This is a genomic window from Pseudomonas sp. GW821-FHT09H03 (assembly GCF_059415945.1).
On the sequence record NZ_JBWKOF010000004.1, the window covers coordinates 257719 to 279171 of the forward strand.

At 53.9% G+C, this 21453-nt stretch carries 19 protein-coding genes; 11 read left to right on the plus strand and 8 right to left on the minus strand.

Annotated elements, in window-relative coordinates:
* Positions 1–80 precede the first annotated feature (80 nt).
* Positions 81–1082, minus strand: coding sequence for a DNA-binding protein (locus tag AC07OG_RS07805; RefSeq protein WP_495066654.1), 1002 nt, complete (start codon positions 1080–1082; stop codon positions 81–83).
* Positions 1083–1260: 178 nt separating this feature from the next.
* Between AC07OG_RS07805 and AC07OG_RS07810 the strand changes: the two genes are divergently transcribed.
* On the plus strand, positions 1261–2208 hold the full coding sequence (locus AC07OG_RS07810) for a site-specific integrase (RefSeq protein ID WP_495066655.1): 948 nt from the start codon (positions 1261–1263) through the stop codon (positions 2206–2208).
* A 61-nt stretch (positions 2209–2269) separates the two neighbouring features.
* Here the strand turns inward: AC07OG_RS07810 and AC07OG_RS07815 are convergent, their stop codons facing one another.
* From AC07OG_RS07815 to AC07OG_RS07825, 3 genes are all read right to left on the minus strand, one after another.
* On the minus strand, positions 2270–3385 hold the full coding sequence (locus AC07OG_RS07815; protein WP_495066656.1) for an aromatic ring-hydroxylating dioxygenase subunit alpha: 1116 nt from the start codon (positions 3383–3385) through the stop codon (positions 2270–2272).
* A gap of 125 nt (positions 3386–3510) precedes the next feature.
* Complete coding sequence (locus AC07OG_RS07820) at positions 3511–4140, minus strand: dTMP kinase (RefSeq protein ID WP_495066657.1); 630 nt, start codon at positions 4138–4140, stop codon at positions 3511–3513.
* Between the two features lie 177 nt (positions 4141–4317).
* Positions 4318–4707, minus strand: coding sequence for a hypothetical protein (locus AC07OG_RS07825; protein WP_495066658.1), 390 nt, complete (start codon positions 4705–4707; stop codon positions 4318–4320).
* 292 nt (positions 4708–4999) lie between these two features.
* On the opposite strand from AC07OG_RS07825, the gene AC07OG_RS07830 reads away from it, so the two are divergent.
* From AC07OG_RS07830 to AC07OG_RS07850, 5 genes are all read left to right on the plus strand, one after another.
* Positions 5000–5704, plus strand: coding sequence for a hypothetical protein (locus AC07OG_RS07830; RefSeq protein WP_495066659.1), 705 nt, complete (start codon positions 5000–5002; stop codon positions 5702–5704).
* Positions 5658–6386 (plus strand): Fic/DOC family protein, encoded by a 729-nt coding sequence (locus tag AC07OG_RS07835; protein WP_495066660.1) that lies wholly within the window; start codon positions 5658–5660, stop codon positions 6384–6386. Before AC07OG_RS07830 ends, AC07OG_RS07835 begins: the two co-directional genes overlap by 47 nt.
* Positions 6387–6534: 148 nt before the next feature.
* Positions 6535–8394 carry an ABC transporter ATP-binding protein gene (locus AC07OG_RS07840; RefSeq protein WP_495066661.1) on the plus strand — a complete coding sequence of 620 codons (1860 nt, stop codon included), beginning with the start codon at positions 6535–6537 and terminating at the stop codon, positions 8392–8394.
* A 208-nt stretch (positions 8395–8602) separates the two neighbouring features.
* On the plus strand, positions 8603–8839 hold the full coding sequence (locus AC07OG_RS07845; protein ID WP_495066662.1) for a hypothetical protein: 237 nt from the start codon (positions 8603–8605) through the stop codon (positions 8837–8839).
* A 102-nt stretch (positions 8840–8941) separates the two neighbouring features.
* Complete coding sequence (locus AC07OG_RS07850; RefSeq protein WP_218423016.1) at positions 8942–9844, plus strand: LysR family transcriptional regulator; 903 nt, start codon at positions 8942–8944, stop codon at positions 9842–9844.
* A 147-nt stretch (positions 9845–9991) separates the two neighbouring features.
* On the opposite strand, the gene AC07OG_RS07855 is transcribed toward AC07OG_RS07850, so the two are convergent.
* From AC07OG_RS07855 to AC07OG_RS07870, 4 genes are all read right to left on the minus strand, one after another.
* Positions 9992–11593, minus strand: coding sequence for a GMC family oxidoreductase (locus AC07OG_RS07855; protein ID WP_495066663.1), 1602 nt, complete (start codon positions 11591–11593; stop codon positions 9992–9994).
* Positions 11586–12410, minus strand: coding sequence for a shikimate dehydrogenase family protein (locus AC07OG_RS07860; RefSeq protein ID WP_218423015.1), 825 nt, complete (start codon positions 12408–12410; stop codon positions 11586–11588). Before AC07OG_RS07860 ends, AC07OG_RS07855 begins: the two co-directional genes overlap by 8 nt.
* Positions 12411–12414: 4 nt before the next feature.
* Positions 12415–13848: an aldehyde dehydrogenase family protein gene (locus AC07OG_RS07865; protein ID WP_495066664.1), complete on the minus strand. Its 1434-nt coding sequence runs from the start codon at positions 13846–13848 to the stop codon at positions 12415–12417.
* 818 nt (positions 13849–14666) lie between these two features.
* The gene (locus AC07OG_RS07870) at positions 14667–15302 is read right to left on the minus strand and encodes a cupin domain-containing protein (protein ID WP_218423013.1); all 636 of its coding nucleotides are present in this window, start codon (positions 15300–15302) and stop codon (positions 14667–14669) included.
* Between the two features lie 377 nt (positions 15303–15679).
* Here AC07OG_RS07870 and AC07OG_RS07875 point away from each other — a divergent pair, with 377 nt between their 5' ends.
* The 5 genes from AC07OG_RS07875 to AC07OG_RS07895 all read left to right on the plus strand — a co-directional run bounded on the left by AC07OG_RS07875 (position 15680) and on the right by AC07OG_RS07895 (position 21417).
* Positions 15680–16732: an ABC transporter substrate-binding protein gene (locus AC07OG_RS07875; protein ID WP_218423012.1), complete on the plus strand. Its 1053-nt coding sequence runs from the start codon at positions 15680–15682 to the stop codon at positions 16730–16732.
* Positions 16733–16899: 167 nt separating this feature from the next.
* The gene (locus tag AC07OG_RS07880; RefSeq protein ID WP_218423011.1) at positions 16900–17979 is read left to right on the plus strand and encodes an ABC transporter ATP-binding protein; all 1080 of its coding nucleotides are present in this window, start codon (positions 16900–16902) and stop codon (positions 17977–17979) included.
* Between the two features lie 10 nt (positions 17980–17989).
* A complete protein-coding gene (locus tag AC07OG_RS07885; RefSeq protein ID WP_218423010.1) occupies positions 17990–19237 on the plus strand; it encodes an ABC transporter permease in 1248 nt (415 codons plus the stop codon).
* A 5-nt stretch (positions 19238–19242) separates the two neighbouring features.
* Positions 19243–20067, plus strand: a complete 825-nt coding sequence (locus AC07OG_RS07890; protein WP_218423009.1) for an ABC transporter permease — start codon at positions 19243–19245, stop codon at positions 20065–20067.
* A gap of 102 nt (positions 20068–20169) precedes the next feature.
* Entirely contained in the window at positions 20170–21417 is a 1248-nt protein-coding gene (locus AC07OG_RS07895) for an aspartate aminotransferase family protein (protein WP_218423008.1), read from the plus strand.
* Positions 21418–21453 lie beyond the last annotated feature (36 nt).

Sequence of the window (21453 nt, forward strand, 5' to 3'; positions counted from 1 at the left end):
GATTCATCCGGTAAAATCAGCCGATACCTACCGAGCGAGCTATACATGCCTTACCTGGAAGCCTATCCAGCGTTTCAGGGCTACTTGATGAGCACATCATGTCGGGATTGCTTCAGCTTATGGCGCAGTTGTTTGACCTCGTTCTGAGTCGACTCCAGAAGCGCCTGCGCACTCTGGGCTCGTGTATCAGCCTGAGTGACGGATTCGCGCAGGGAAGCGGATTCTTCGCGGGAAAGGGATAGCTGCACGAAAAGCTGCTCTTTAGCCCCCTCCTCTCTAGCTGATGCGATGGCCAAGACATTGAGCTTACCCGTGAGTTTCTCAATGGTGTCGTGTTGGGTAGTCAACATCCTGGCCTGCTGGCGGGAGTCGCTGAGCAAGCGCTCGTTGTCTCGATTCAAGCGGCTGAGTTCGTCCTGCTTCACCGAAAGTGTCTGCTGCAACTGACGATGCTCCACCTGGATTTGTTGGAGCTGACCTTCATGACGGCGCTGTTCTTGTTCACGCTGATCTTTCACAGCCGTGCGGTAATGCTCGAGTGCGTCACGAGCATGCAAGTGCTTTTCTTCCAGCGAGCGAATCTGCTGATCTTTCTCATGTATCCGTATTTCCAGGTCAGCGCAGCTCTGGCTCAGGCGAGCGTTGCGAGTGAGCTCGGATTGCAAGCTGCTTTGGCACGTACTCATTTCGCCTGCCTGGATGTCGAGCGCTGCCTGAAGATTATCGTGCTGGCGCTGCAAGTCCGCCAAGGCGGCTTGAGTCTGCGCAAGTTGATCATTGACTGACGCCCGGTGCTTATCGAGCTCAGCCCGCGCCTCGGATACTTCTTGGGCGCCCTCCTCGAGCAAACGATCCAACAACTGGCCAACCAGCCCGGTGAGCTCTTCACTCAAGCGCTCGCGACGTTCTTTCGGGAGCGGTTCTGCTTTCCCGAGTTCGCCTAGATACCGTGCAATGGTCGTCATCGAGCCAGTATTTCCAAGCTCGACACGCACAGCGTTGATGCTCGGATTTACACCTCGAGCGATCAGCGCATCTCGCGCTATCTGGACGATTGCCTTGTTTACCCCGCCGCGTGCCATGCCATCTCCTACTATTTCGTAGTGTAAAACGTATTACGTAATTACATCTTACGTTAACCTCAAAAAACAGGTACAAAATTCTATATACTATGATCAAATAATTGAGCGTTATCGCATCATAAAGATGTATTTGGTATGTTCCATCACCGCAAAGTTACGTTTCGCGTAGAAGGTCAAGATGAACAAGGCTGATCGTTATCTGCAGGCGGCAACCCGGGAAAATACCCGACGTAGCTACCGGGCGGCGGTGGAACACTTCGAAGTGACCTGGGGTGGGTTTCTGCCAGCGACGGGCGATGGCATCGTGCGTTACCTCGCGGAGTACGCGGACAAGCACACCATCAGCACGCTGAAGCAGCGCCTGGCCGCCCTGGCTCAATGGCACATCACTCAGGGATTTCCTGATCCAACGAAAACGCCAAACGTGCGGCAGATGCTCAAGGGCATACGTGCATTGCATCCAGCCCAGGAAAAACAGGCGGCCCCTCTTCTCCTGAACCACCTGGAGATGGCGGTGAGCTGGCTTGAGCGCGAAGCGGATCTTGCGGCGCAGCGCAATGACCTCAGGAGCTTGATGAAATGTCGACGTGATATTGCTTTGGTGTTGATCGGATTCTGGCGGGGGTTTCGCGCAGACGAGTTGGCACGACTCCAGGTCGAGCATACTCAGGCGCAGGCAGGCACCGGCATTACGCTCTATCTGCCTCACACGAAAGGTGACAGACAGTACCAGGGGACGACATTCCACACCCCTGCCCTCAAGAAGCTATGTCCTGTTCAGGCTTACATCAATTGGATTACGGTTGCCGGCATTGCCCATGGCCCCGTCTTCCGGAAGATCGATCGCTGGGGCAACCTTGCTGACTGTGGCATAAACTCCAACAGCTTGATCCCAATGCTTCGTCGCATCTTCACGCAGGCAGGTGTGCCATCGGATATCTACAGTAGCCACTCGATGCGGCGTGGGTTTGCCACTTGGGCTAGCGCTAATGGCTGGGACATCAAGTCGTTGATGAGTTATGTCGGCTGGAAGGACATCAAGTCAGCGCTGAAATACGTTGATGCGGGCTCCTCTTTTGGCGGCCTTGCGATGAGGCCGCCGACGCCCGAAATGGTGCTCCTTTAAAGTCGTCTTAAACTGGATCGATCTGGCTCAAAGGGCCTGGTTCAGCCTGCGTGGCGTAGCGTTATTTGCATTCGTGTGTGATGTCTACCACTGGAATTGGCTCAATCGCCCAGGAGCGAATATTACGGCGCTCGGGGCTTGGTATAGCGCATGCCTTACGTCCCGTGAATTCTCGAGCGAGACGTTCTTCATCAATACGCCAGCCTCGCTGCTCCAGTTCCTGCATGCGTTTTCGGAAAGCAATCTGAAGCGCATCCGACTTCAACGAAACCTCCTGCTGCCATGAGTCCGGGACTCGCTCGGGACGCACGTTTTTGAGTACGCCATGGTCTTGTTCGAAGATACGAATATTACTGGCAACAAACCTTCGATCAAGCAGTCGAGATCGCAGAAATGTTCTTCCCATCATCCACCAGGTTCGAGTGTGGTTGGCGTCGATCGGGACGTGCGCCGAGACGATGTGGATTCTCCAGCCATTAGGCAATTCGAGCTCCAGAGTTGTACAGGGGCCTGACAAATGAAAACCCGGAACAGTCGCCACACTCAAGAACTCGGTTGATGATTTGCGCCTTAGCATGCCTTTGCGCGCAGGCCTGCGCATAACCATCTGTGCACGAGCGCTCCACGAATCGGTTTCTACATCGAATGATTCAATCTCAGGATGATCCGGATCACCGAAGGTCGAGCCATGTACAAATGGGGCGTGCGCGAAGTCGAGGCCATTTTCGATAATCCGATCCCAGCTTGCCTCCCAATCAAAATGGCCGGTTACCACCCGGATGGCTGGATCGTCTATCCAATCGAGCGTTGGTAGAGGGGGACGTTCAGGCTCTGGGAGGTCGCCTAAAAAAGCCCAAATCCAACCGTAACGTTCCAGCGTTGGATACGCGTCGACTCGGGCCTTTGCTGGAATCCTCAGGTCTGGCTGCGCAGGTATCTGGGTGCAGACTCCATCCGCCCCAAACCGCCAACCGTGGTATGGACACTGCACGCCGTCTGCGACCTTGCGGCCGGCGGATAGGGAACCTCCCCGATGCACGCAAACATCAGACAGTAAGTGAGCTACTCCAGCGTTATCACGGAACGCTACAAAAGGTTGTCCAACCAATCGAACTGGCACCAGTCCGTTATTGAGTTGCGATGACGGAAGAACGACATACCAGATATTTTTGAGCATTGCCGTGTGACCAGATGGACTGAGAGTTGTTTGGGGACTCGATGCTTTGAGCTCACCCCATCGAGGGTCGTTCACTTCGATGCCGCACTATCGCCTTGGTCATTCTGCGCGAAAATGTCTCCCCCTCATTGAAATCCCCGGAAGCATCGAAGGGCACTATGGATCTGCGAAACCATCTGTAACGTGGCATCTTCAATCGTTCCTTCATTACGGCACAACACCCAGCCGTTATCCGCAATCGCTTGCTCGAACGCCCGGGTACAAGCGACTTGTTCCTCCAGCTTATACATCACCGTACTGCTCAGCCCACGCCCTCGTGCCGCCGCCCTCGCCCATGAAATTTCAGGGGCGGTGACTACCCCGACATGCAGGCCTGGCACTTGCACATTGCGATCGATGTTCAACTGCAGAATCTCTGCAAACGGGAGTATCCGGCGAAACGCGGCATCCGACGGGTACCAGCGATCGATCAGGATGATGCTGTCTGCTGGCTGCTTAGCCAGCACGTGCCGGGAAATCCAGGCACGGCTATCCGCAAAGCGCTTACAAATCTCCAGCTCCAGATCCCTGGTGGGCTCTCTGACGAACTTGTTGACCAGGGCCATTGTTTCACCCCTAAAAGGATCGCTTTTTTTCTCGCAAAGCCGGATCACCTTTTTGTTGTCGGCCCGCAGTGCTTTCGTAACGGCCTCCAACAATGTGGTTTTGCCGGCGCCCTTGGGCCCATCCAGAGAAACAAACAGCGCTCGATTCATTCTTCACATAACGATTGATAGACGGTTTTTTTTGCCCTGTTCGTTCGCTGGAACCGCTGGGTGCGGCTATGCGAATCGAGTGGGAGGCTCTTCTGAACAGACATTGCCGAACACTCTAACCTTGTTTCTGTCTAACTTCTGCCTCGCGTAGATCCTGCCCCACACTGCGCAAACGCTTCAGGTCCAACAGCGGATTGCCATATAGAAAGCTCGGCGCGATTCCGAGCCTGTGATATCAAACACACTGTCGCGCTCCGCACGCCGATAGCGATATGTCCGCAAACAACCGCAATGCTCAGCCTGGGCAAAGACTAGCACTGCCTCCTGTGTCTGGCGGATCCAGAGTTTCACCAGCGCTACCGCCACCGCCACCAGCGCTTGCCAGGTCGCCGCTTGGTGCGTCACACTTTCCAGCACGAACGGCGACCTTTGGGCAAAGCCGTCGAAGTTCTTCAAAGCGTGAAACACGACGAACAGATCCAGGGTGTCTCCCGCAACAATTTCGACCTGTAGTTCCTCAACCAATGAGTCGATGTTGAACAGCTGTGAGGCGTGGGCGTTTGGCATTGCAGTTTCCTTCTGCAGAATGTAGGACGATACTGTTACTTGCGAGACGGATGACGGCCGCTCTCGGCAATGCCATATATTAACTCGCGCTTATAACTAGCTACGATACATCGGCACCCGATTGTAAGTGAGAACCTTGTACGCCAACGGAGTTGCATTGTAGATTAATCCGACGGAAACCCTACAACCGAATCGCCATATAACACAAAGCCCCACGCACATCAAATACAACTTGAAAGCTAAAAGACTTTATAATAAAATGGATATTAATTGCCATCCTTGGAGAAGCACCATGGAGACAAAAGAGAAAATTCTTCATAAAATTAAAAAAACACAAAAACGAATAATTCTTCGTTGCGAATTCGATGAGCTTGGCGGGCGCACACAAGTGACAGAAGCCTTAAAAAATCTAGTAGCCACCGGATGTTTAGACCGGATTGGCAAAGGTATTTATGAGAAAAAAACTCATACTGGCTCTAGCGCATCCAACGAATACATATTACTTCTGGTTGGCTCGGTATTCAAAGAGCTTGGCGAGCCAATGTACAAAGCTGAAGTTGAGAAGCACAACAACTATAGAGTTTGTATTGTTTACACCAAAAACATGCGGATATCGCGCAAGCTAACACTTCATGGTGTGCCCGTTTGCTACGCCCACAACAAACACCCTGAGAGTCATCACAAACCTGACGAATGGGAATTGCCCGTTGATATTGATGAACTCCCAAAGTCAGATGTCCGCAATTACATAGAGAAATTTGCCGAACACTACAAAATAAAACACCAGAGAACTGGACTCGATGAATTTGCCGAGGCCGTCACGAGAATGGCTGGAGACGACATTAGACTTGACGCAACAGAAAAACTTCTGGTCGCACTAAAGAAGCGCGAGCTGATTAACGCTAAGCAATTCGCCCGACTGCTAAGCAATTATTTAAAGGAACTAAGTAATGTTCGATCCATTCGGGGACTTCGAGACCCACGGCTATCTGCGTAACATTGAGCGCACAAAAGATTTTTCAATATTGAAGCGCCAGGAACATGCTTTTTTTGAATCCAATATTGAACTGGCTTTACGCTATCTTCGTGATGTGAAAGGTCCCATCCGCTATGAAGACTTCCTAAATGTTCACAAGATTCTTTTCGAAGAATTCTATCCATGGGCAGGACACGACAGATATACACTTAATGTAGCACGACTAGTAAGCAAAGGGGGCACCATACAGTTTGAAGTTTCTGAGCTGTGTCGCCGCGCCGTAGAGTGGGGCTTAGAAATGGGCAATGATGCTGCAAACATTCGTGCGCGTCCCGGCCAGGTAATGGGAGCATTCGCTTGGGGGCATCCCTTTCTCGATGGCAACGGTAGAACCATGCTTTTAATTCATAGCGAACTCTGCCGGCGAGCAGGTTTTTCAATCGACTGGGTCAACTCCAACAAGTCTAGATATCTTGCCGCCTTAACACGTGAACTGAACAATCCTGCAGAAAGACATCTCGATAGCTATTTGATTCCACTCATATGTAAAACAGCGTCGCACGATGAACTGCTCAATCAACTTTTAGATATGCCCGGCCTGGACGGACAAGGAAACACCAGCGCGGCGGACATATCTTATAGCTCTGATGATCAAGCCGCTATTATGGCCTATGAAGAGGCTAAGCGTTCGCGCGGAGAGTAGACGAATTAATGCAGCATTTCATCACAGACCGCTATCGACCATTTGGCGCCTGTCAGGATTGCTGAAGCCAAGCCCACAACACCACATAACCCTCAAAGCTCCCTTTAAATGGCAGAATCCCCCTATCTTGACCGTTTCGGAGACCACCATGCTTGGCGCATTTGAACAAAGGCTCGACCCCTTTCCGCCCGACGAGGTTCCACCGCCACCCGCAGGCCTGGCTCGATTCCTTTGGGCGTGCACACGAGGTGCCCGGGGCTATATTCTTGCGTTTGCGCTACTCAGTGCCGGGGTGTCGATCTACGAAGCCTGGCTGTTTTCTTTTCTCGGTCAGGTCGTGGATCTGCTCTCCACCTGGCAGGCCGGTGGTGATGCGGCCATGCAGGAAAGTCGCGTGTTGTGGGGCATGGGCATCGTCATGTTTACCAGCATCGCGCTGGTGGCGTTGCGTACCATGGTGCAGCACCAGATATTGGCGATCAATTTGCCGTTGCGCCTGCGTTGGGACTTTCACCGCCTGATGCTGCGGCAGAGCCTTTCGTTCTTTTCCGATGAGTTCTCCGGACGGGTCACCACCAAGGTGATGCAGACGGCGCTGGCCGTGCGCGACGTGCTGTTCACCCTTATCGAGATCGCACTCGGGATCGGCGTGTATTTCATCGCGATCATTGCATTGGCCGGCGCTTTTTCATTGAAATTGATGCTGCCCTTTGTTGCCTGGATCGTGCTGTTCGGGCTGGCCATGCTCTACTTCGTGCCACGCTTGGGCAAGGTCGGGCAGGAACAGGCCCATGCGCGCTCCTCGATGACCGGACGTATTTCCGACGCCTACACCAACATCACGACGGTGAAACTGTTCTCCCACTCCAATCGTGAAGCGCACTTCGCCCGTGCGGCCATGGAGGATTTCAAGCAGACCGGCTTTCGCCAGATGCGCCTGGTCAGCCAATTCGAGATCGTCAACCAGGCGCTGGTGGTGGCGTTGATCATGGCGGCAGGCGGTTATGCGCTTTGGCTGTGGCACCTGGGCGAAGTCGGTACCGGTGCCGTGGCGGCGATTACCGCCATGGCGTTGCGTATCAACGGCATGTCGCACTGGATCATGTGGCAAATGACCTCGCTGTTCGAGGGCATCGGCACCCTGCAGGATGGCATGGCCACCCTCACCCGCGGCCCCAAGGTGCAGGATGCGCCGGATGCGGGCGTTCTGACGACCACCGGCGGCGCGGTAACCTTCGACAACGTGAGCTTCAACTACAATGGCGAACGCCAGGTGCTCGATGGCCTGAGCCTGAACATTCGTCCCGGTGAAAAAATCGGCCTGGTGGGCCGCTCCGGCGCGGGAAAATCCACACTCATCAACTTGTTGCTGCGCTTCTATGACGTCGACAGCGGGCAGATTCGCATTGACGGGCAAGACATCGCGCACGTGACGCAAGACAGCCTGCGCAGCGCCATCGGCATGGTCACCCAGGATACGTCCCTGCTGCACCGTTCCATTGGCGACAACATCGCCTACGGCCGACCCGATGCAAGCGCCGCGCAAATTCGCCGTGCCGCGGCCAATGCCCAGGCCGATGAGTTCATCAGCCAACTGAGCGATCGGCAGGGCAACACCGGCTACGACACTCTGGTGGGCGAACGCGGCATCAAGCTTTCGGGCGGCCAGCGCCAGCGCGTCGCGATTGCCCGTGTGATGCTCAAGAACGCCCCCATCCTGCTGCTCGACGAGGCTACCAGCGCGCTGGATTCGGAAGTCGAAGTGGCCATTCAGGAAAGCCTCGATGAAATGATGGAGGGCAAAACCGTCATCGCCATCGCCCATCGGCTGTCCACGATTGCGGCGATGGATCGACTTATTGTGATGGACGATGGACGCATCGTTGAACAGGGCACGCACACCGAATTGCTCGCCAGGAACGGCATCTATGCGCGGCTTTGGCACCATCAGAGTGGCGGGTTCCTGGGTGAGGATCAGGGGGTCGCCGAGGCAACGGATCAGGTTTGAGCGGTAACCGGCCGGCGCTGATCTTCAAGTGGCCGGTTGGCGCAGTTGCTAGCCCTCGTAACTGAATTTTTTACAACGACAGGAATCACTATCTGGAGCGATCCGGACGAAAATGTCCGAGAAAGATCACCAACAGTTGAAGGCCAAGCGACAGCTCGTCTGACTGCGGCGGCCTTAACAAGGAATGTAATCCAGAAAGGTGAAGGGTTTGGCTTATCTTGATTGGGTTCAGTGGCCGGCGATGTTCGTCACCGTGCTTGCTGCGTGGCTGATTGGCTCTCAGCAGCCGAAACGGCGAATGATCGGGTTCGTATGTTTCAGTTTAAGCAATGTGCTGTGGGTGATATGGGGGCTGTACGCGCAAGCCTGGGCGCTGATCGTCTTGCAAGTTTGCCTGTTCCTCTTGAACCTTCGCGGGTTTAAAAAGAATTCTGAAGACCAGTAGAACTGATGAGCCAGGCCGAGCTCACTGTCACGCGCGCTTGTTGTTTCGGCCCCGGAAAAGTGACACGCTGCTTTTTGAAAAGCACGCCGACAAGGTAGATCAATGGACAATTACTCGCAGATGTTGGCCTTCATCTGGGCCACCGAGCACGGGAATTTTTCTGCGGCAGCACGCTCAAACGGACTGACACCCTCGGCCATCAGCAAGCTCATCAGTCGCCTTGAGGATCGGCTGCAGACTCGCCTGTTCCAGCGAGGCACCCGCAATCTCACACTCACTGAAGAAGGTGCTGCTTACCTGGTCAGCGCGCGGGAAGTGGTCAACGCGATGGCAGAGGCAGACTCCCTGGCTGAAGCGTTCCCGACGCGTGTTAGCGGAACGCTGCGCATCCATACGATGACAACCTTTGCCAAGCATCAAATTTTACCCTGGCTATCAGAGTTCCTTGCCACATACCCGGCTCTTAGCGTCGACATTCAAGTGGGCCCCCAATACATCGACCAATTTGAACAGGGTCTTGATATTGCCATCCACAGCGGTGTCTTACCCGACTCATCACGGATTGCCAGAAAGGTGGGTGAAAGCGCCTGGGTCATCTGCGCCTCGCCGGAATATATCGAGCGTTGCGGTAGACCCAGTCACCCACTAGACCTTGTGAACCATGACTGTTTTAACTTCAGTTTTAAAAGCGCTTGGAATAACTGGGAATTCGAAATCGACAGCCTCAAGACCTTGATCCCTGTCAGCGCCAAAGCGTCATTTGCCCAGGGTGACCTGCTGCGTCAGATGGCACTGTCGGGGGCCGGTATCGTCAAACTCGCACAATTCCATATCGGGGCGGATATCAGGAATGGCCGCCTGATCCCGTTGCTTGAGGAGTACGCCCTGGATGAGAAAGAGCCCATCTACATGGTGTACTCGGATCGTAAGCACCTGAGTCCAAGAATCAGGGTTTTTAGAGATTTCCTCGAGAACAAAATCGCTGAGCAACCTTGGGCCAGTTAACCATCGCCCAGAAACAGCGCACCCCATCTACCCTGCAGCCTCGCGCGAGAAACGAGGCGGTAAAACCGCCTCCAGACATGAGACACTCTGCTGAACGACTTCTTCATCGTCGCCGCTAATAATCTAACGACTCTCTCCAGCCCGCTCTCAGTAATGGACTGGCGCGGCGCCGAGTATCAAGTCAGCCCCTCGCTCGGCAACAGCCATTACCGCACCCTGGATGTTGCCGGAAATCATTGATGGAATGACCGAGGCGTCGACGACACGAAGACCGCTTAGGCCATGGACCCGCAACTGCGAGTCGACCACGGCCCCCTCGCCCTCACCCATCCTGCAGGTACCGATGGGGTGATAAATCGTCTGGCCATTGTCTCGTGCAAATTCAAGCCAATCTTCGTCACTCCTGGTTTCGGAGCCCGGACTGATTTCTGCATCGACGAATGCTCTCATCGCCGGCTGTTCCATAATTCTTCGCGCGATTTTCATGCCCTCGATCAGACTCCTGCAGTCTTCATCCTCGGTCAGAAAATTCGGACGAATCGCCGGCATGACATCCGGATCCTTTGATTGGATGTGAATGCTGCCCTGAGACTTGGGCCGTAGCTGACTGACTCCAATCGTGAAGCCCGGATGTTTGTCCAGAATTCGCTCAGCGGCATTGGCATAGCTCGCGTGCACGACGAAATATTGCACATCCGGCGTAGGCATTTCAGGCTCGGTCTTCACAAAACCATGAACCAGGCCGGTACCCAGTGTCAGTATCCCCGTGCGCTTGGTGAAGTACTCAGCCACGGCAAGGCCAAGTCTCCATCCGCGTGCCAGCTCGTTGAGAGTCACGGTGTTCTTGAGCCGCCAGTTCATACGGGTGGCAAAGTGATCGATGTAATTTTCCCCTACACCATCAAGACGGTGCTTGAGTGGGATGCCAGCCTTGCCGAGCACGTCAGGTCGACCGATTCCCGACAGCTCCAGGATTTGTGGCGATTGAATGGCTCCGGCGCACAGAATGACATCCTGCCGGGCACTGACTGTGACCTCGCGATCGCCTTGACGGTAGGTGATACCAGTGCATCGTGAGCCTTCAAGTTCGAGGCGCAACACATGTGCATGGGTCTCGATATGCAGGTTGGCGCGCGCTCTTGCCGGCTTGAGATAGCCGTCCACGACGCTCCAGCGCCGTCCCTTGTGCTGGGCAACCTGGTAGTAGCCAAATCCCGTCTGATCGTCACCGTTGTAATCTTTATTGTGCCGGTGTCCATCTTCAATGCTTGCCTTCAGGAAGGCGTCCGACACGGGATAGCGCTCTGTGACTTGCTGAATATGCATCGGGCCTTCATGCCCACGCGAGCCATCGCCTTGCGCGTAAGTCTCGATTTTTTTGAAATAGGGCTTGAGGGTAGCGAAATTCCACTGCTTCGCCCCTGTTGACTCCCAGGCGTCGTAATCCCCTGGCTGCCCACGCACATAGATCATTCCGTTAATGAGGGTAGATCCGCCGAGACCCTTACCGCGGGGTACGGAAATTTCCCTTCCGCGCGTGTTCGCTTCGGCCTGGGTCTTGAATCGCCAATTGTAACGTTTGTCCACTAGCAGCTTGGAGAAGCCAGCAGGAATAGGAATCCAAAAACCGTTCGGTTCTCCCCCCGCTTCCAGCACTAATACTTTGTATTTTCCCGAAGCTGTGAGCCGATTGGCGAGGATACAGCCAGCCGTGCCGCCACCCACAATGACGTAATCAAATTTACTCATGATTTTGCTCATTCTTATTAGTCGCCATCGCCGCAGCCATTAACTCAATCTGACAAAGCAGCATTGGCATTCCATCAAGCACTCGACAACCCTTTTCAGTTGCGGCGGCCAACAGGGGAGTGATCGCGGGTTTCATAATGATTTCTGCGACAATTTGCGATGAGGTGAGCAACGCCACATTCAAGGGCAGAATGTCATCCACAGAGAGCCCAAGGGATGTGCTGTTTACTACCAGATCATGGCCAGATGGATCATCTGAGCCCACGCACAATTCCACCGCAGGGAAGACAGTGGCGAGTCTTTGGATAAGCTCCTCTGCCTTGCATGTGGTGCGATTGAAGATGGTGATTTTTCTGACGCCAGCAGCGGCGAGAGCGAACGCGATGGCCTTTGCTGCGCCCCCGGCACCTGCTACGTAGACCGACATGTCGCTCGGATCTACGTCCCGTTGGCGTAGACCTGCCACGAAACCCGCACCGTCGAGGATGTCGCCATGCAGGCTGCCATCTTCGTTGCGTCTCACCACGTTGACCGCACCTACGAGTCGCGCAGCATCTGACACAGAATCGCATAGCTCAACGATTGCAGATTTGTGCGGCACCGTAACGATGAAGCCATCCAGGCTTTGTATTCCTCGCAGTCCCGCAACAACGCCGTGGAGATCTTCTGTGCTGACATGAAACGGCACCATCACCCGATCATCACCGCGCTCAGTGAACAGGCGGTTCATCGCAGTTGGTGTCTGCACATGATGGATGGGGTCAGCAATAATCGCGTATACCCGTGTGGTACCACTGATCTTGTTTTGAGTTTCCATGAGTTCAGGCCAATGTGTAGGTGGTTTTGACGGAGGTATAAAACTCCTTTGCATACCCGCCTTGCTCGCGAGGCCCGTAGCTTGAGTTTTTGCGACCACCGAAAGGTGCGTGGTAATCCACTCCTGCCGTCGGGACGTTGACCATCACCATGCCGGCGGTAGATCGTTGCTTAAAGTCAGAACTGTGCTTGAGAGAAGTGGTGCAGATTCCGGATGACAAACCGAATTCGGTATCGTTAGCCAGCATGACTGCCTCCTCGTAATCCTTAACGCGGATGACACTCGCCACCGGGCCGAAAACTTCCTCCTGGTTGATACGCATCTGGTTAGTGGTTTCAGTGATCAGCGCCGGAGAAAGGTAGAAACCTGGTGTGCCCCTTGTCAGAAGCTCGCCGCCGCAAGCGAGTATCCCACCCTCTTCCCGGGCGCTCTTGATGTAGTCGCAGTCTTGCTTGAGTTGCGCCTGTGACACGACAGGGCCCATGTCACAGCCTTCAGACAATGCGTGATCAACCTTGAGCGAAGAGAGACGCTTGATCACCGCCTCAACAAATCGATCGTGTATACCGTCCTGTACAATCAATCGGCTGGAGGCAGTGCAGCGTTGGCCTGTAGAGAAGAATGATCCTGAGACAGCGACCTCCACCGCCTGATTGAGATCCGCGTCATCCAGAATAATGAGCGGGTTTTTTCCGCCCATTTCCAGCTGCACTTTGGCACCGCGCTCCATGCAGGTCATACCAATACTGCGGCCTGTGCCAGTGGAACCGGTGAAGGTTAATGCCCGTACTTTTTTAGACTTGGCAAAAACATCACCCACTTTTGAGCCAGGCCCCATGACCAGATTGAACACGCCAGAGGGAAGCGCACCTGCCCGAACAATAATTTCTGCCAGTGCCCACGCACTGCCAGGCACCAGATCAGCGGGTTTGAAAACGACTGCGTTACCGAACGCCAGAGCAGGGGCGATTTTCCAGGCGGGAATGGCGATAGGGAAGTTCCAGGGAGTGATGATGCCGACCACGCCCTCTGGCTCACGCCGCACATCTGCCTCGACGCCAGGGCGAATGGATGCCAGGCGTTCGCCCGAAAGGCGTAATGCTTCGCCCGCAAAAAACTTGAAAACCCTGCCGGCGCGAACCACTTCACCAATACCCTCAGGCAGGGTTTTCCCTTCCTCGCGCGCCAGCAACCGACCCAACTCTTCACGACGCGCCAAAATCTCGGTGCCAATACGGTCGAGCGCGTCACTTCGCACCTCGGCGGTAGATCGCCCCCAGTTCGGAGCCGCTTCAAATGCCGCATCAACTGCCATCGAAGCTTGCGAAGCATCAGCGCGCGCGTACTCACCGACTACATCATTGGTATCGGAAGGGTTGATATTGAGGTTGATATCGGCGCCTTCGAGCCACTCTCCGGCAATAAAATTCTTATTCATGCATTCTCCCAGGCATTAATATTTATGTAAGTGGACTGAAAGGCAGATATGACTTTTCGCCAGCGCAGGTTTATCAACAGGCACGTAACAAGCTGAGCCAGCCACGCCTCGCAATAAACCCAAACTACGTTTTAACTCTAATAAAATGATGCCAATGAATTACATTCAAGCCAGTGAGTTTTCACATTCTGCCCAGGTTGCCGTAATGGCGGTGTTGCAAGAATCTCAAGCACTGAATAAACCTTAAACCCCCTGGCCCATTACTGTCTACGGCCTAGCTGTGCCTGCAGTTCACACCCAGTATGAAGAACAAGAACGAAAGGGTTCAGCCATCTCTGCCATGCAACGAGGGACACCTCGTGCCAAGAAGAACGGAGGAGTCGATGTAACTACTTGGAGGGTCACAACACTGACTAAAATTTAAGCGAGAAACTCCCGGCACGCGCGATCATTGATAAACCAGCAATGAGAAAAAGATTTAACTTGCGACGTTTCAAAGTGCCTTTGCCTGATAAGCGTCTCACAGTCATGATCAATATGAGTCGCCTTGAATAGCCTGTTAAAACTCCGTCGTCCGGCCATCGGTGAGGAGTAGTCACACCGAATATAAATCGGGGCGACCTGATCGCCCTGCAGAATGCGAAGTGCCGTAAGGGCCAGGAACGAAGATTGTCTTCAACGTGAACCAGGCATCCGGGAAAACGTTTATCGAACAGAAAGCTCCGAGCGGAGCTTGAGGGATCAAGCCTGGTGTCTGCACGCTCAGCCAGTTGGCGTGCGTGCAAACGAAGATCCGATAACTCAGGGAAGTAAATCGCTTAGAACGTTGGGGGAGAAACCGCGCTCACCACGATACAAACCTCGTCAAAAGGATTGCGCATGCGATGCGGAAGTCTGCTGTCGAAGTAGTAGGCATCACCCACCGAAAGGATCCGTACCTCATCCCCTACGGTCATTTCGAGCTTGCCCTCGATGATGATTCCGCCCTCCTCGGCTTCGTGGGAATAAAGTTCCTCACCCTCTTGCCCGGTGTCAGCTCCCGGCTCGTACCGCTCGTGGAGGATCATCATGGAGCTGTTAGCCAGGTTCGCGCCCACCTGTCGATAGGAGAGTTTCTTGCCATCAGCAAGCTCCACCAACTCATCGGCCTTATAGAACACTGCTCGATCTACAACTGCCGAATCTGAAAAAAACACACTGAGGGTGACATTCAGAGGGCGCAGCAAGCGCTTCAGAATACTTACGGACGGGCTTGATTTGTCTCGTTCGATGATCGAAAGCGTGGCATGAGGAACGCCGGCCTGCTCAGCCAACCCTCGAATCGAAAGCCCGCGACTTTGTCGCAGTGCTTTGAGTCTCGCACCCACCGACGCAGACTCCTGGATTTGCGAGGGCTCTTCAGACGGATCTTCTGGAGCATGGGGGCTTCGACTAATCGCCGATGGTTCTATCACGGTTAAATCCTCAGATAAACGGCACCCGAGGGGGCCAAACTTCAATTCGCTGCCCACTCTCTTTGCAGCCAACACGAATCATACACACCAATTTGGGTTGTTTCGCACCCTGCAAAGCACCCTGAGGGAAGCAAAGTAACACGATTTCAAGGTCCCTCGCCCAAGGCGGACATTCTTGGCCGGCTAACAAAAAACCCCGGTATTTAGCCACTTTACGCCCAAAACCATAGATTTTAGGCGTTAAAAAACAATCGCTTGCCGTTTATCCGGGCGATTGAGTTTTCTTCGACGTTTTAAAAATAAAACTTGCCTAGGTTATTTTTGGGTGGTAAAAATTTTTACCAACACCACACAACATACCGCGTCGAGGTTTCAAAATGCACAAGCCATGCCACGCTGTAGCAGCACTTGGATTTGCCCTCGTTGGGATTGCAGCTTCATCACAAGCTGCAAACGCCCGTGACCTCACGATTGTTTCCTGGGGAGGAAATTTTCAGGATGCACAACGTGAGATATTTTTCGCGCCATTCGGAAAACAGATCGGCAAGAACGTTCTCGACCAAAGCTGGGACGGTGGCGTCGGTGTGCTGGACGCAAAAGTAAAAGCAGGAACACCTAACTGGGACGTCGTTGAAGTCGAAGCCGAAGATCTGGCTTTGGGATGCGACTCCGGTCTCTATGAAAAAATTGATTGGGCAAAGGTCGGTAACAAATCCGATTTCATCCCCGAAGCCGTGAACGATTGCGGCGTGGGCGCGATCGTGTGGAACACCGGTTTGGCTTGGGACGGCGACAAATTGAAGGCCACTCCAACTTCCTGGGCCGACTTCTTCGACACCAAGAAATTCCCAGGCAAACGTGGTCTGCGTAAGGGCCCAAAATACTCACTTGAATTTGCATTGATTGCAGACGGTGTAAAACCCGCCGAAGTCTACAACGTGCTGCGTACTCCAGAAGGTATCGACCGAGCCTTCAACAAACTCAACGAGATCAAGTCGAGCATTGTCTGGTGGGAAGCCGGCGCGCAACCCCTGCAAATGCTTTCTGCGGGTGACGTTGTCATGAGCTCTGCCTACAACGGCCGCATCACCGGCTTCAACCGTAACGAAGGCAAGCACTTCAAGTTCCTTTGGAATGGCAGCGTTTCGGCCATCGACTCCTGGACTGTTCTCAAAGGCAGCGAGAACAAAGCTGCCGCCATGGATTTCATTGGCTATGCCAGCAAACCTGAAAACCAGGCAAAGCTGCCCAAGTTCATTGCTTACGGCCTGACCAACAAAAACGCCAACGAACTTGTACCGGCAGAATTGAAATCTGACCTGCCAACAACCCCGGAAAACCTTGCTCAATCGGTGCCTCTGGATGTCGAGTTCTGGGTCGAAAACACAGAACCATTGACTGAACGCTTCAACGCCTGGATCGCCCAGTAGTAACAGAACCGCCCAAGTTGCTCCTGCCACCTGTTGCCAGGTGGCAGGTCAACTAACGGCGACACACCTACGACTTGAACAAATAAAGATTGCTTGTCCTTTTTTGAATGAATAGGCGGACGAGTAGCGAAGATTATTTCTGCCTACTCCCGAATGAGGGTTGCCACATGAATCACTTGGTCAGCTTCAAAAACATCCAGAAAACCTACGATGGTTTTCGCCCCGTCGTTAAGGATCTGAACCTTGACATCAAAGAAGGTGAATTCGTGACGCTGCTCGGCCCATCGGGATCGGGTAAAACAACGAGTCTTATGATGCTGGCCGGCTTTGAGACACCTACCCACGGCGAGATTTTTCTGAAAGACAAGCCGCTGCACAACCTGCCACCGCACAAGCGTGATATCGGCATGGTGTTCCAGAATTACGCATTGTTCCCTCACATGACGATCGAGCAAAACCTGGCCTTCCCGCTCTCCGTGCGCAAAATGAATAGCGTCGACAGACGGGAAAAAGTTCGCCGTGCACTGGACATGGTGAAGCTCACAGATTTGGCAAAACGCTACCCCGCTCAAATGTCGGGTGGTCAACAGCAGCGGGTCGCGCTGGCCCGCGCCCTGGTGTTCGAACCCAAACTTGTATTGATGGACGAACCGCTGGGTGCCCTGGACAAACAGTTGCGCGAACACATGCAACTGGAAATAAAACACCTCCACAAGCAACTTGGTCTGACCGTTGTTTACGTGACACACGACCAAAGCGAAGCGCTGACCATGTCCGACCGTGTCGCTGTCTTCAATGACGGCGTGATTCAACAGATCGACAGCCCTGCAGCCATTTATGAAGCACCGACCAAAAGTTTCGTGGCTCAGTTCATTGGTGAAAACAACACCCTGATCGCAACGTTTGTATCCAGAGACGAAAGTCACACCATCGCACGCCTGGCTGACGGCAGCTTGATCCGGGCCATTTCTGTTGTTGGGGCAAAGCCTGGGGATCAGGTTGCGCTTTGCATTCGACCAGAGCGCGTTGTGGTTGGGCCGGCTGGCAGTACGCCTTTGACCGCTCGCATTCAGGAATACATCTACCTGGGCGACCACGTTCGAATGATTACTGAAGTTGCCGGGCAAGCGAATTTCATGATCAAGCTTCCTGCCTCTCAAATGGATAGCAGCTGGACTGTAGGTAGCTCGATTTCCGTTTCCTGGGCGCCAGAGCACATTCGTGCCCTGGACGTGTCCACACACTGAGCCGCCGATCATGAGTCAGTCAGCAGCAATTCTTTCAAATAAGGCGCAAGCGTTAGATCTTAGAGCCAAGCTCAGAAAGTCCGAACGCTCATACAAACTCAAATCGCTAGCGCTTATCGCGCCGCTATTTCTTTTCGTACTCGTATGCTTCGCCTTCCCAATTGGCACCATGCTTACTCGCAGCGTGGACAACCCCGATGTGCACAGCGCCATGCCTGCAACCACGCTGGCGCTCGAATCCTGGGACGGCATCTCGCTTCCGGGTGATGAGACTTACGATGCTTTGGTAAAAGACTTGGCCAGCGCCAAAGAGAGCGGACAGATCGGAGCGCTTTCCAAACGCTTGAGTTACGAAATCCCTGCTTACCGAACCGTTATCACCAAAACGATACGCAAGCTCCCGGACGGCACCGTCACGTCTAAGCGCGAGGCGCTGATTGCCGTGGACAGTGCCTGGGCAGATTTGAATTATTGGAAGGCCCTGAAGCAGGCTTCTTCGAAGCTCACACCTTACTTCTTGCTTGCGGCCCTCGATCATCGAGTTGATTCCGCCACCGGCAGCATTGTCAAAGCAGAGCCGAACCAATCGATATACGTGGATATTTTCACCCGCACCTTCTATATCGGCGGCGTGGTAACCATCCTCTGCCTGTTACTGGGTTTTCCAGTTGCATACTGGTTGGCCACGTTGCCTGAAGGCAAAAGCAATCTGTTGATGATCTGCGTTTTGCTGCCCTTCTGGACATCGCTGATTGTTCGCACAGCGGCGTGGATCGTACTGTTGCAATCAGATGGGCTGATTAACCGCTCGCTCATGTTCCTGGGGATTGTGGACGCACCTGTCCAGCTTGTTTTCAACAGGACTGGAGTCATCATCGCCATGACGCATGTCCTTCTGCCTTTCATGATTTTGCCGCTCTATAGCGTGATGAAAAGCATTCCTTCGAACTATGTTCGAGCCGCCATTTCTCTTGGGGCCCATCCTTTCGTTGCCTTCTGGCGAGTGTATGTCCCCCAGACTTTCGCGGGGCTGGCAGCTGGCGGTTTGCTCACCTTCATTCTGGCGATCGGCTACTACGTGACGCCCGCGCTGGTGGGTGGTGCAGCGGATCAAATGGTCAGTTACTTCGTAGCGTTCTACACCAACAAAACCGTCAACTGGGGCATGGCGTCGGCGCTAGGTAGCTTGCTGCTGATCGCAACCTTGCTGCTCTATGTAGTGTACGGAAAGCTCACCAACCAAACCCAGGCGAGGTAAACGACATGTTGCAGCCTTACGCTTCCTCTGCAGAGAAACTGGCCAGGTTTGGATTGGCTTCCACCTCCATCCTTGTACTGCTGTTTTTGATTGTTCCGATACTGGTGATCATTCCTTTATCGTTCAATTCGTCGTCTTTTCTCACATACCCAATGGATGGTTTCTCTTTCCGTTGGTATGAAGAGCTGATGTCGTCTCAAGAATGGCGCCAAGCATTCAAGAACAGCTTCATCATCGCCCCAGGCGCCACCTTGCTGGCGATGGTGTTCGGGACGATGGCATCCGTTGGCTTGTGCCGGGGCAACTTCCCGTTCAAAAACGTGGTGATGGCCTTCCTCATCTCGCCAATGATCGTGCCTCTGATCATCGTCGCAGTAGGTCTGTACTTCTTCTTCGCCAAACTGCAGTTGCTCAATAGCTACATTGGATTGGTACTGGCGCACGCGATGCTGGGGGTCCCTTTCGTAGTTATCACGGTCAACGCGACCTTGCAGGGCTTCAACACCAATCTGAGCAGAGCCGCTGCCAGTCTGGGCGCCCCGCCGCTCACCGTCTTCTTTAAAATCGTATTGCCTTTGATTGCCCCAGGGGTGATCTCGGGAGGACTGTTCGCGTTTGCCACGTCTTTCGATGAAGTGGTGGTCACCCTCTTCCTGGCCAGCCCGTCGCAAAGAACGCTTCCGCTTAAGATGTTCTCGGGTATCAGGGAGAACATCAGTCCAAACATCGCGGCTGTCGCCACCATCATGGTCATCCTTTCCGTATTGATGTTGCTGACGCTGGAGTTACTCCGCCGTCGCAACGAGAAAATGAAGATAAAACAAGAATAAGCAGGCACGCACAGCCTAACAAGGCTCGTTAAAAGCTACGTAAAACCCCTCTCGGGCCCAATACCCGGGACGGCTAACTACTGTCAAAATTCAGAGGTTTTTATGCCTAATTTAGTGGGTGATGTTTCCAGTGCAGCCCGTATCCTGCCTGACCTGAATGGGGAAAAACTGTTCATTAGCAAAGGCAAAGGCGCATACCTTTGGGATGACAAAGGTCGCAAATACATCGATACCGCGCTGGGCTTTGGTGCGGTATTACTGGGTCACTCCAACGACTCGGTAAATGCCGCCGTTACTGAAGCGCTAGGCGACAGTGCCGCGCCATCCTGGGCTCATGTCCGTGAGCATGGCGCCGCAACCGAACTGGCAAAACATACCGGCGAGCTCTCGAAGGTGATTTTCACCAACTCCGGCAGCGAAGCAGTGCACCTCGCCTGCCGTGCAGCCCGGGCGTACACCGGCCGTGGAAAAATTGCCAAGATGGCTGCCGGTTTCGATGGCTGGTTCGATGATGTCAGCTACGGCAACGTCACCTCCAATGAAGCGACCTTCCTCGATGGCAAGCGTCCGTCCACCGAACGTACCACGCTGATCCGCTACAACGATTTCGCAGACATAGAGCGCCTGTTCGAAGAAGACAATGACATCGCGGCGGTCATCCTTGAGCCCATGCTGGCCAACGCTGGCTGCATCATGCCATTGCCTGGTTACCTCAAACATGTGCAGGCCGTTGCTCATAAACACGGTGCACTCGTGATTTGTGACGAGGTGCTGATGGGTTTCCGGCTGTATGCTGGTCTGGCAGGGCTGCATGAAGGTTTGAGCCCTGATATCGCGAGCGTCGGCAAAGCGATTGGTAACGGTGTGCCAGTTTCCGCGATCGTTGGCAAACCTCACATCCTGGCGGGTTTTGAAGAAGGACGTGTTCTTCGCGGGGGCACCTTCAGTGGCAATCCACTGGCATGCGCAGCCGTGACAAGCACCCTGACTCAACTGGATAACAGCGACTACGAGCAGCTTATCCAGCGCGGCAACGATCTGCGCGTTGCGGTTGAGGCCATTTTCGAGTCCCATGGCGTAATCATTTCAACCAGCGGCTACGGCAGTGTTTTTAGCATTTGGCTGGGGGCCACAACCCCGGTCACGTACGAGCAGGCAGTCGAAATAGCGAACCCTGGCTTCAGCAAGGCATTGCACCTTGCGCTGCGTGAAGCAGGAGTGTTGATCATGCCGTCTCCGTATGGCCGTATTTACATCTCATTTGAGCACAACAGCAGCGTGATCGAAGAAATGAAGGTTGCCTTCAAGAAGGCCGCTGCCCAGTTAAGCTCTGAGTTCGCAAATGCCTGATCGAGAAAGGAGGCCTTCGGGCCTCCTTTTGTTACC

What these genes read in the sequence shown, in the direction of transcription:
- AC07OG_RS07805 (WP_495066654.1), bottom strand. Translation starts at nt 1,082, where the DNA reads ATGGCACGCGGCGGGGTAAACAAGGCAATCGTCCAGATAGCGCGAGAT.
- AC07OG_RS07820 (WP_495066657.1), bottom strand. Translation starts at nt 4,140, where the DNA reads ATGAATCGAGCGCTGTTTGTTTCTCTGGATGGGCCCAAGGGCGCCGGC.
- AC07OG_RS07850 (WP_218423016.1), top strand. Translation starts at nt 8,942, where the DNA reads ATGGACAATTACTCGCAGATGTTGGCCTTCATCTGGGCCACCGAGCAC.
- AC07OG_RS07885 (WP_218423010.1), top strand. Translation starts at nt 17,990, where the DNA reads ATGAGTCAGTCAGCAGCAATTCTTTCAAATAAGGCGCAAGCGTTAGAT.
- AC07OG_RS07865 (WP_495066664.1), bottom strand. Translation starts at nt 13,848, where the DNA reads ATGAATAAGAATTTTATTGCCGGAGAGTGGCTCGAAGGCGCCGATATC.
- AC07OG_RS07860 (WP_218423015.1), bottom strand. Translation starts at nt 12,410, where the DNA reads ATGGAAACTCAAAACAAGATCAGTGGTACCACACGGGTATACGCGATT.
- AC07OG_RS07835 (WP_495066660.1), top strand. Translation starts at nt 5,658, where the DNA reads ATGTTCGATCCATTCGGGGACTTCGAGACCCACGGCTATCTGCGTAAC.
- AC07OG_RS07855 (WP_495066663.1), bottom strand. Translation starts at nt 11,593, where the DNA reads ATGAGTAAATTTGATTACGTCATTGTGGGTGGCGGCACGGCTGGCTGT.
- AC07OG_RS07890 (WP_218423009.1), top strand. Translation starts at nt 19,243, where the DNA reads ATGTTGCAGCCTTACGCTTCCTCTGCAGAGAAACTGGCCAGGTTTGGA.
- AC07OG_RS07810 (WP_495066655.1), top strand. Translation starts at nt 1,261, where the DNA reads ATGAACAAGGCTGATCGTTATCTGCAGGCGGCAACCCGGGAAAATACC.
- AC07OG_RS07825 (WP_495066658.1), bottom strand. Translation starts at nt 4,707, where the DNA reads ATGCCAAACGCCCACGCCTCACAGCTGTTCAACATCGACTCATTGGTT.
- AC07OG_RS07880 (WP_218423011.1), top strand. Translation starts at nt 16,900, where the DNA reads ATGAATCACTTGGTCAGCTTCAAAAACATCCAGAAAACCTACGATGGT.
- AC07OG_RS07840 (WP_495066661.1), top strand. Translation starts at nt 6,535, where the DNA reads ATGCTTGGCGCATTTGAACAAAGGCTCGACCCCTTTCCGCCCGACGAG.
- AC07OG_RS07895 (WP_218423008.1), top strand. Translation starts at nt 20,170, where the DNA reads ATGCCTAATTTAGTGGGTGATGTTTCCAGTGCAGCCCGTATCCTGCCT.
- AC07OG_RS07830 (WP_495066659.1), top strand. Translation starts at nt 5,000, where the DNA reads ATGGAGACAAAAGAGAAAATTCTTCATAAAATTAAAAAAACACAAAAA.
- AC07OG_RS07815 (WP_495066656.1), bottom strand. Translation starts at nt 3,385, where the DNA reads ATGCTCAAAAATATCTGGTATGTCGTTCTTCCGTCATCGCAACTCAAT.
- AC07OG_RS07875 (WP_218423012.1), top strand. Translation starts at nt 15,680, where the DNA reads ATGCACAAGCCATGCCACGCTGTAGCAGCACTTGGATTTGCCCTCGTT.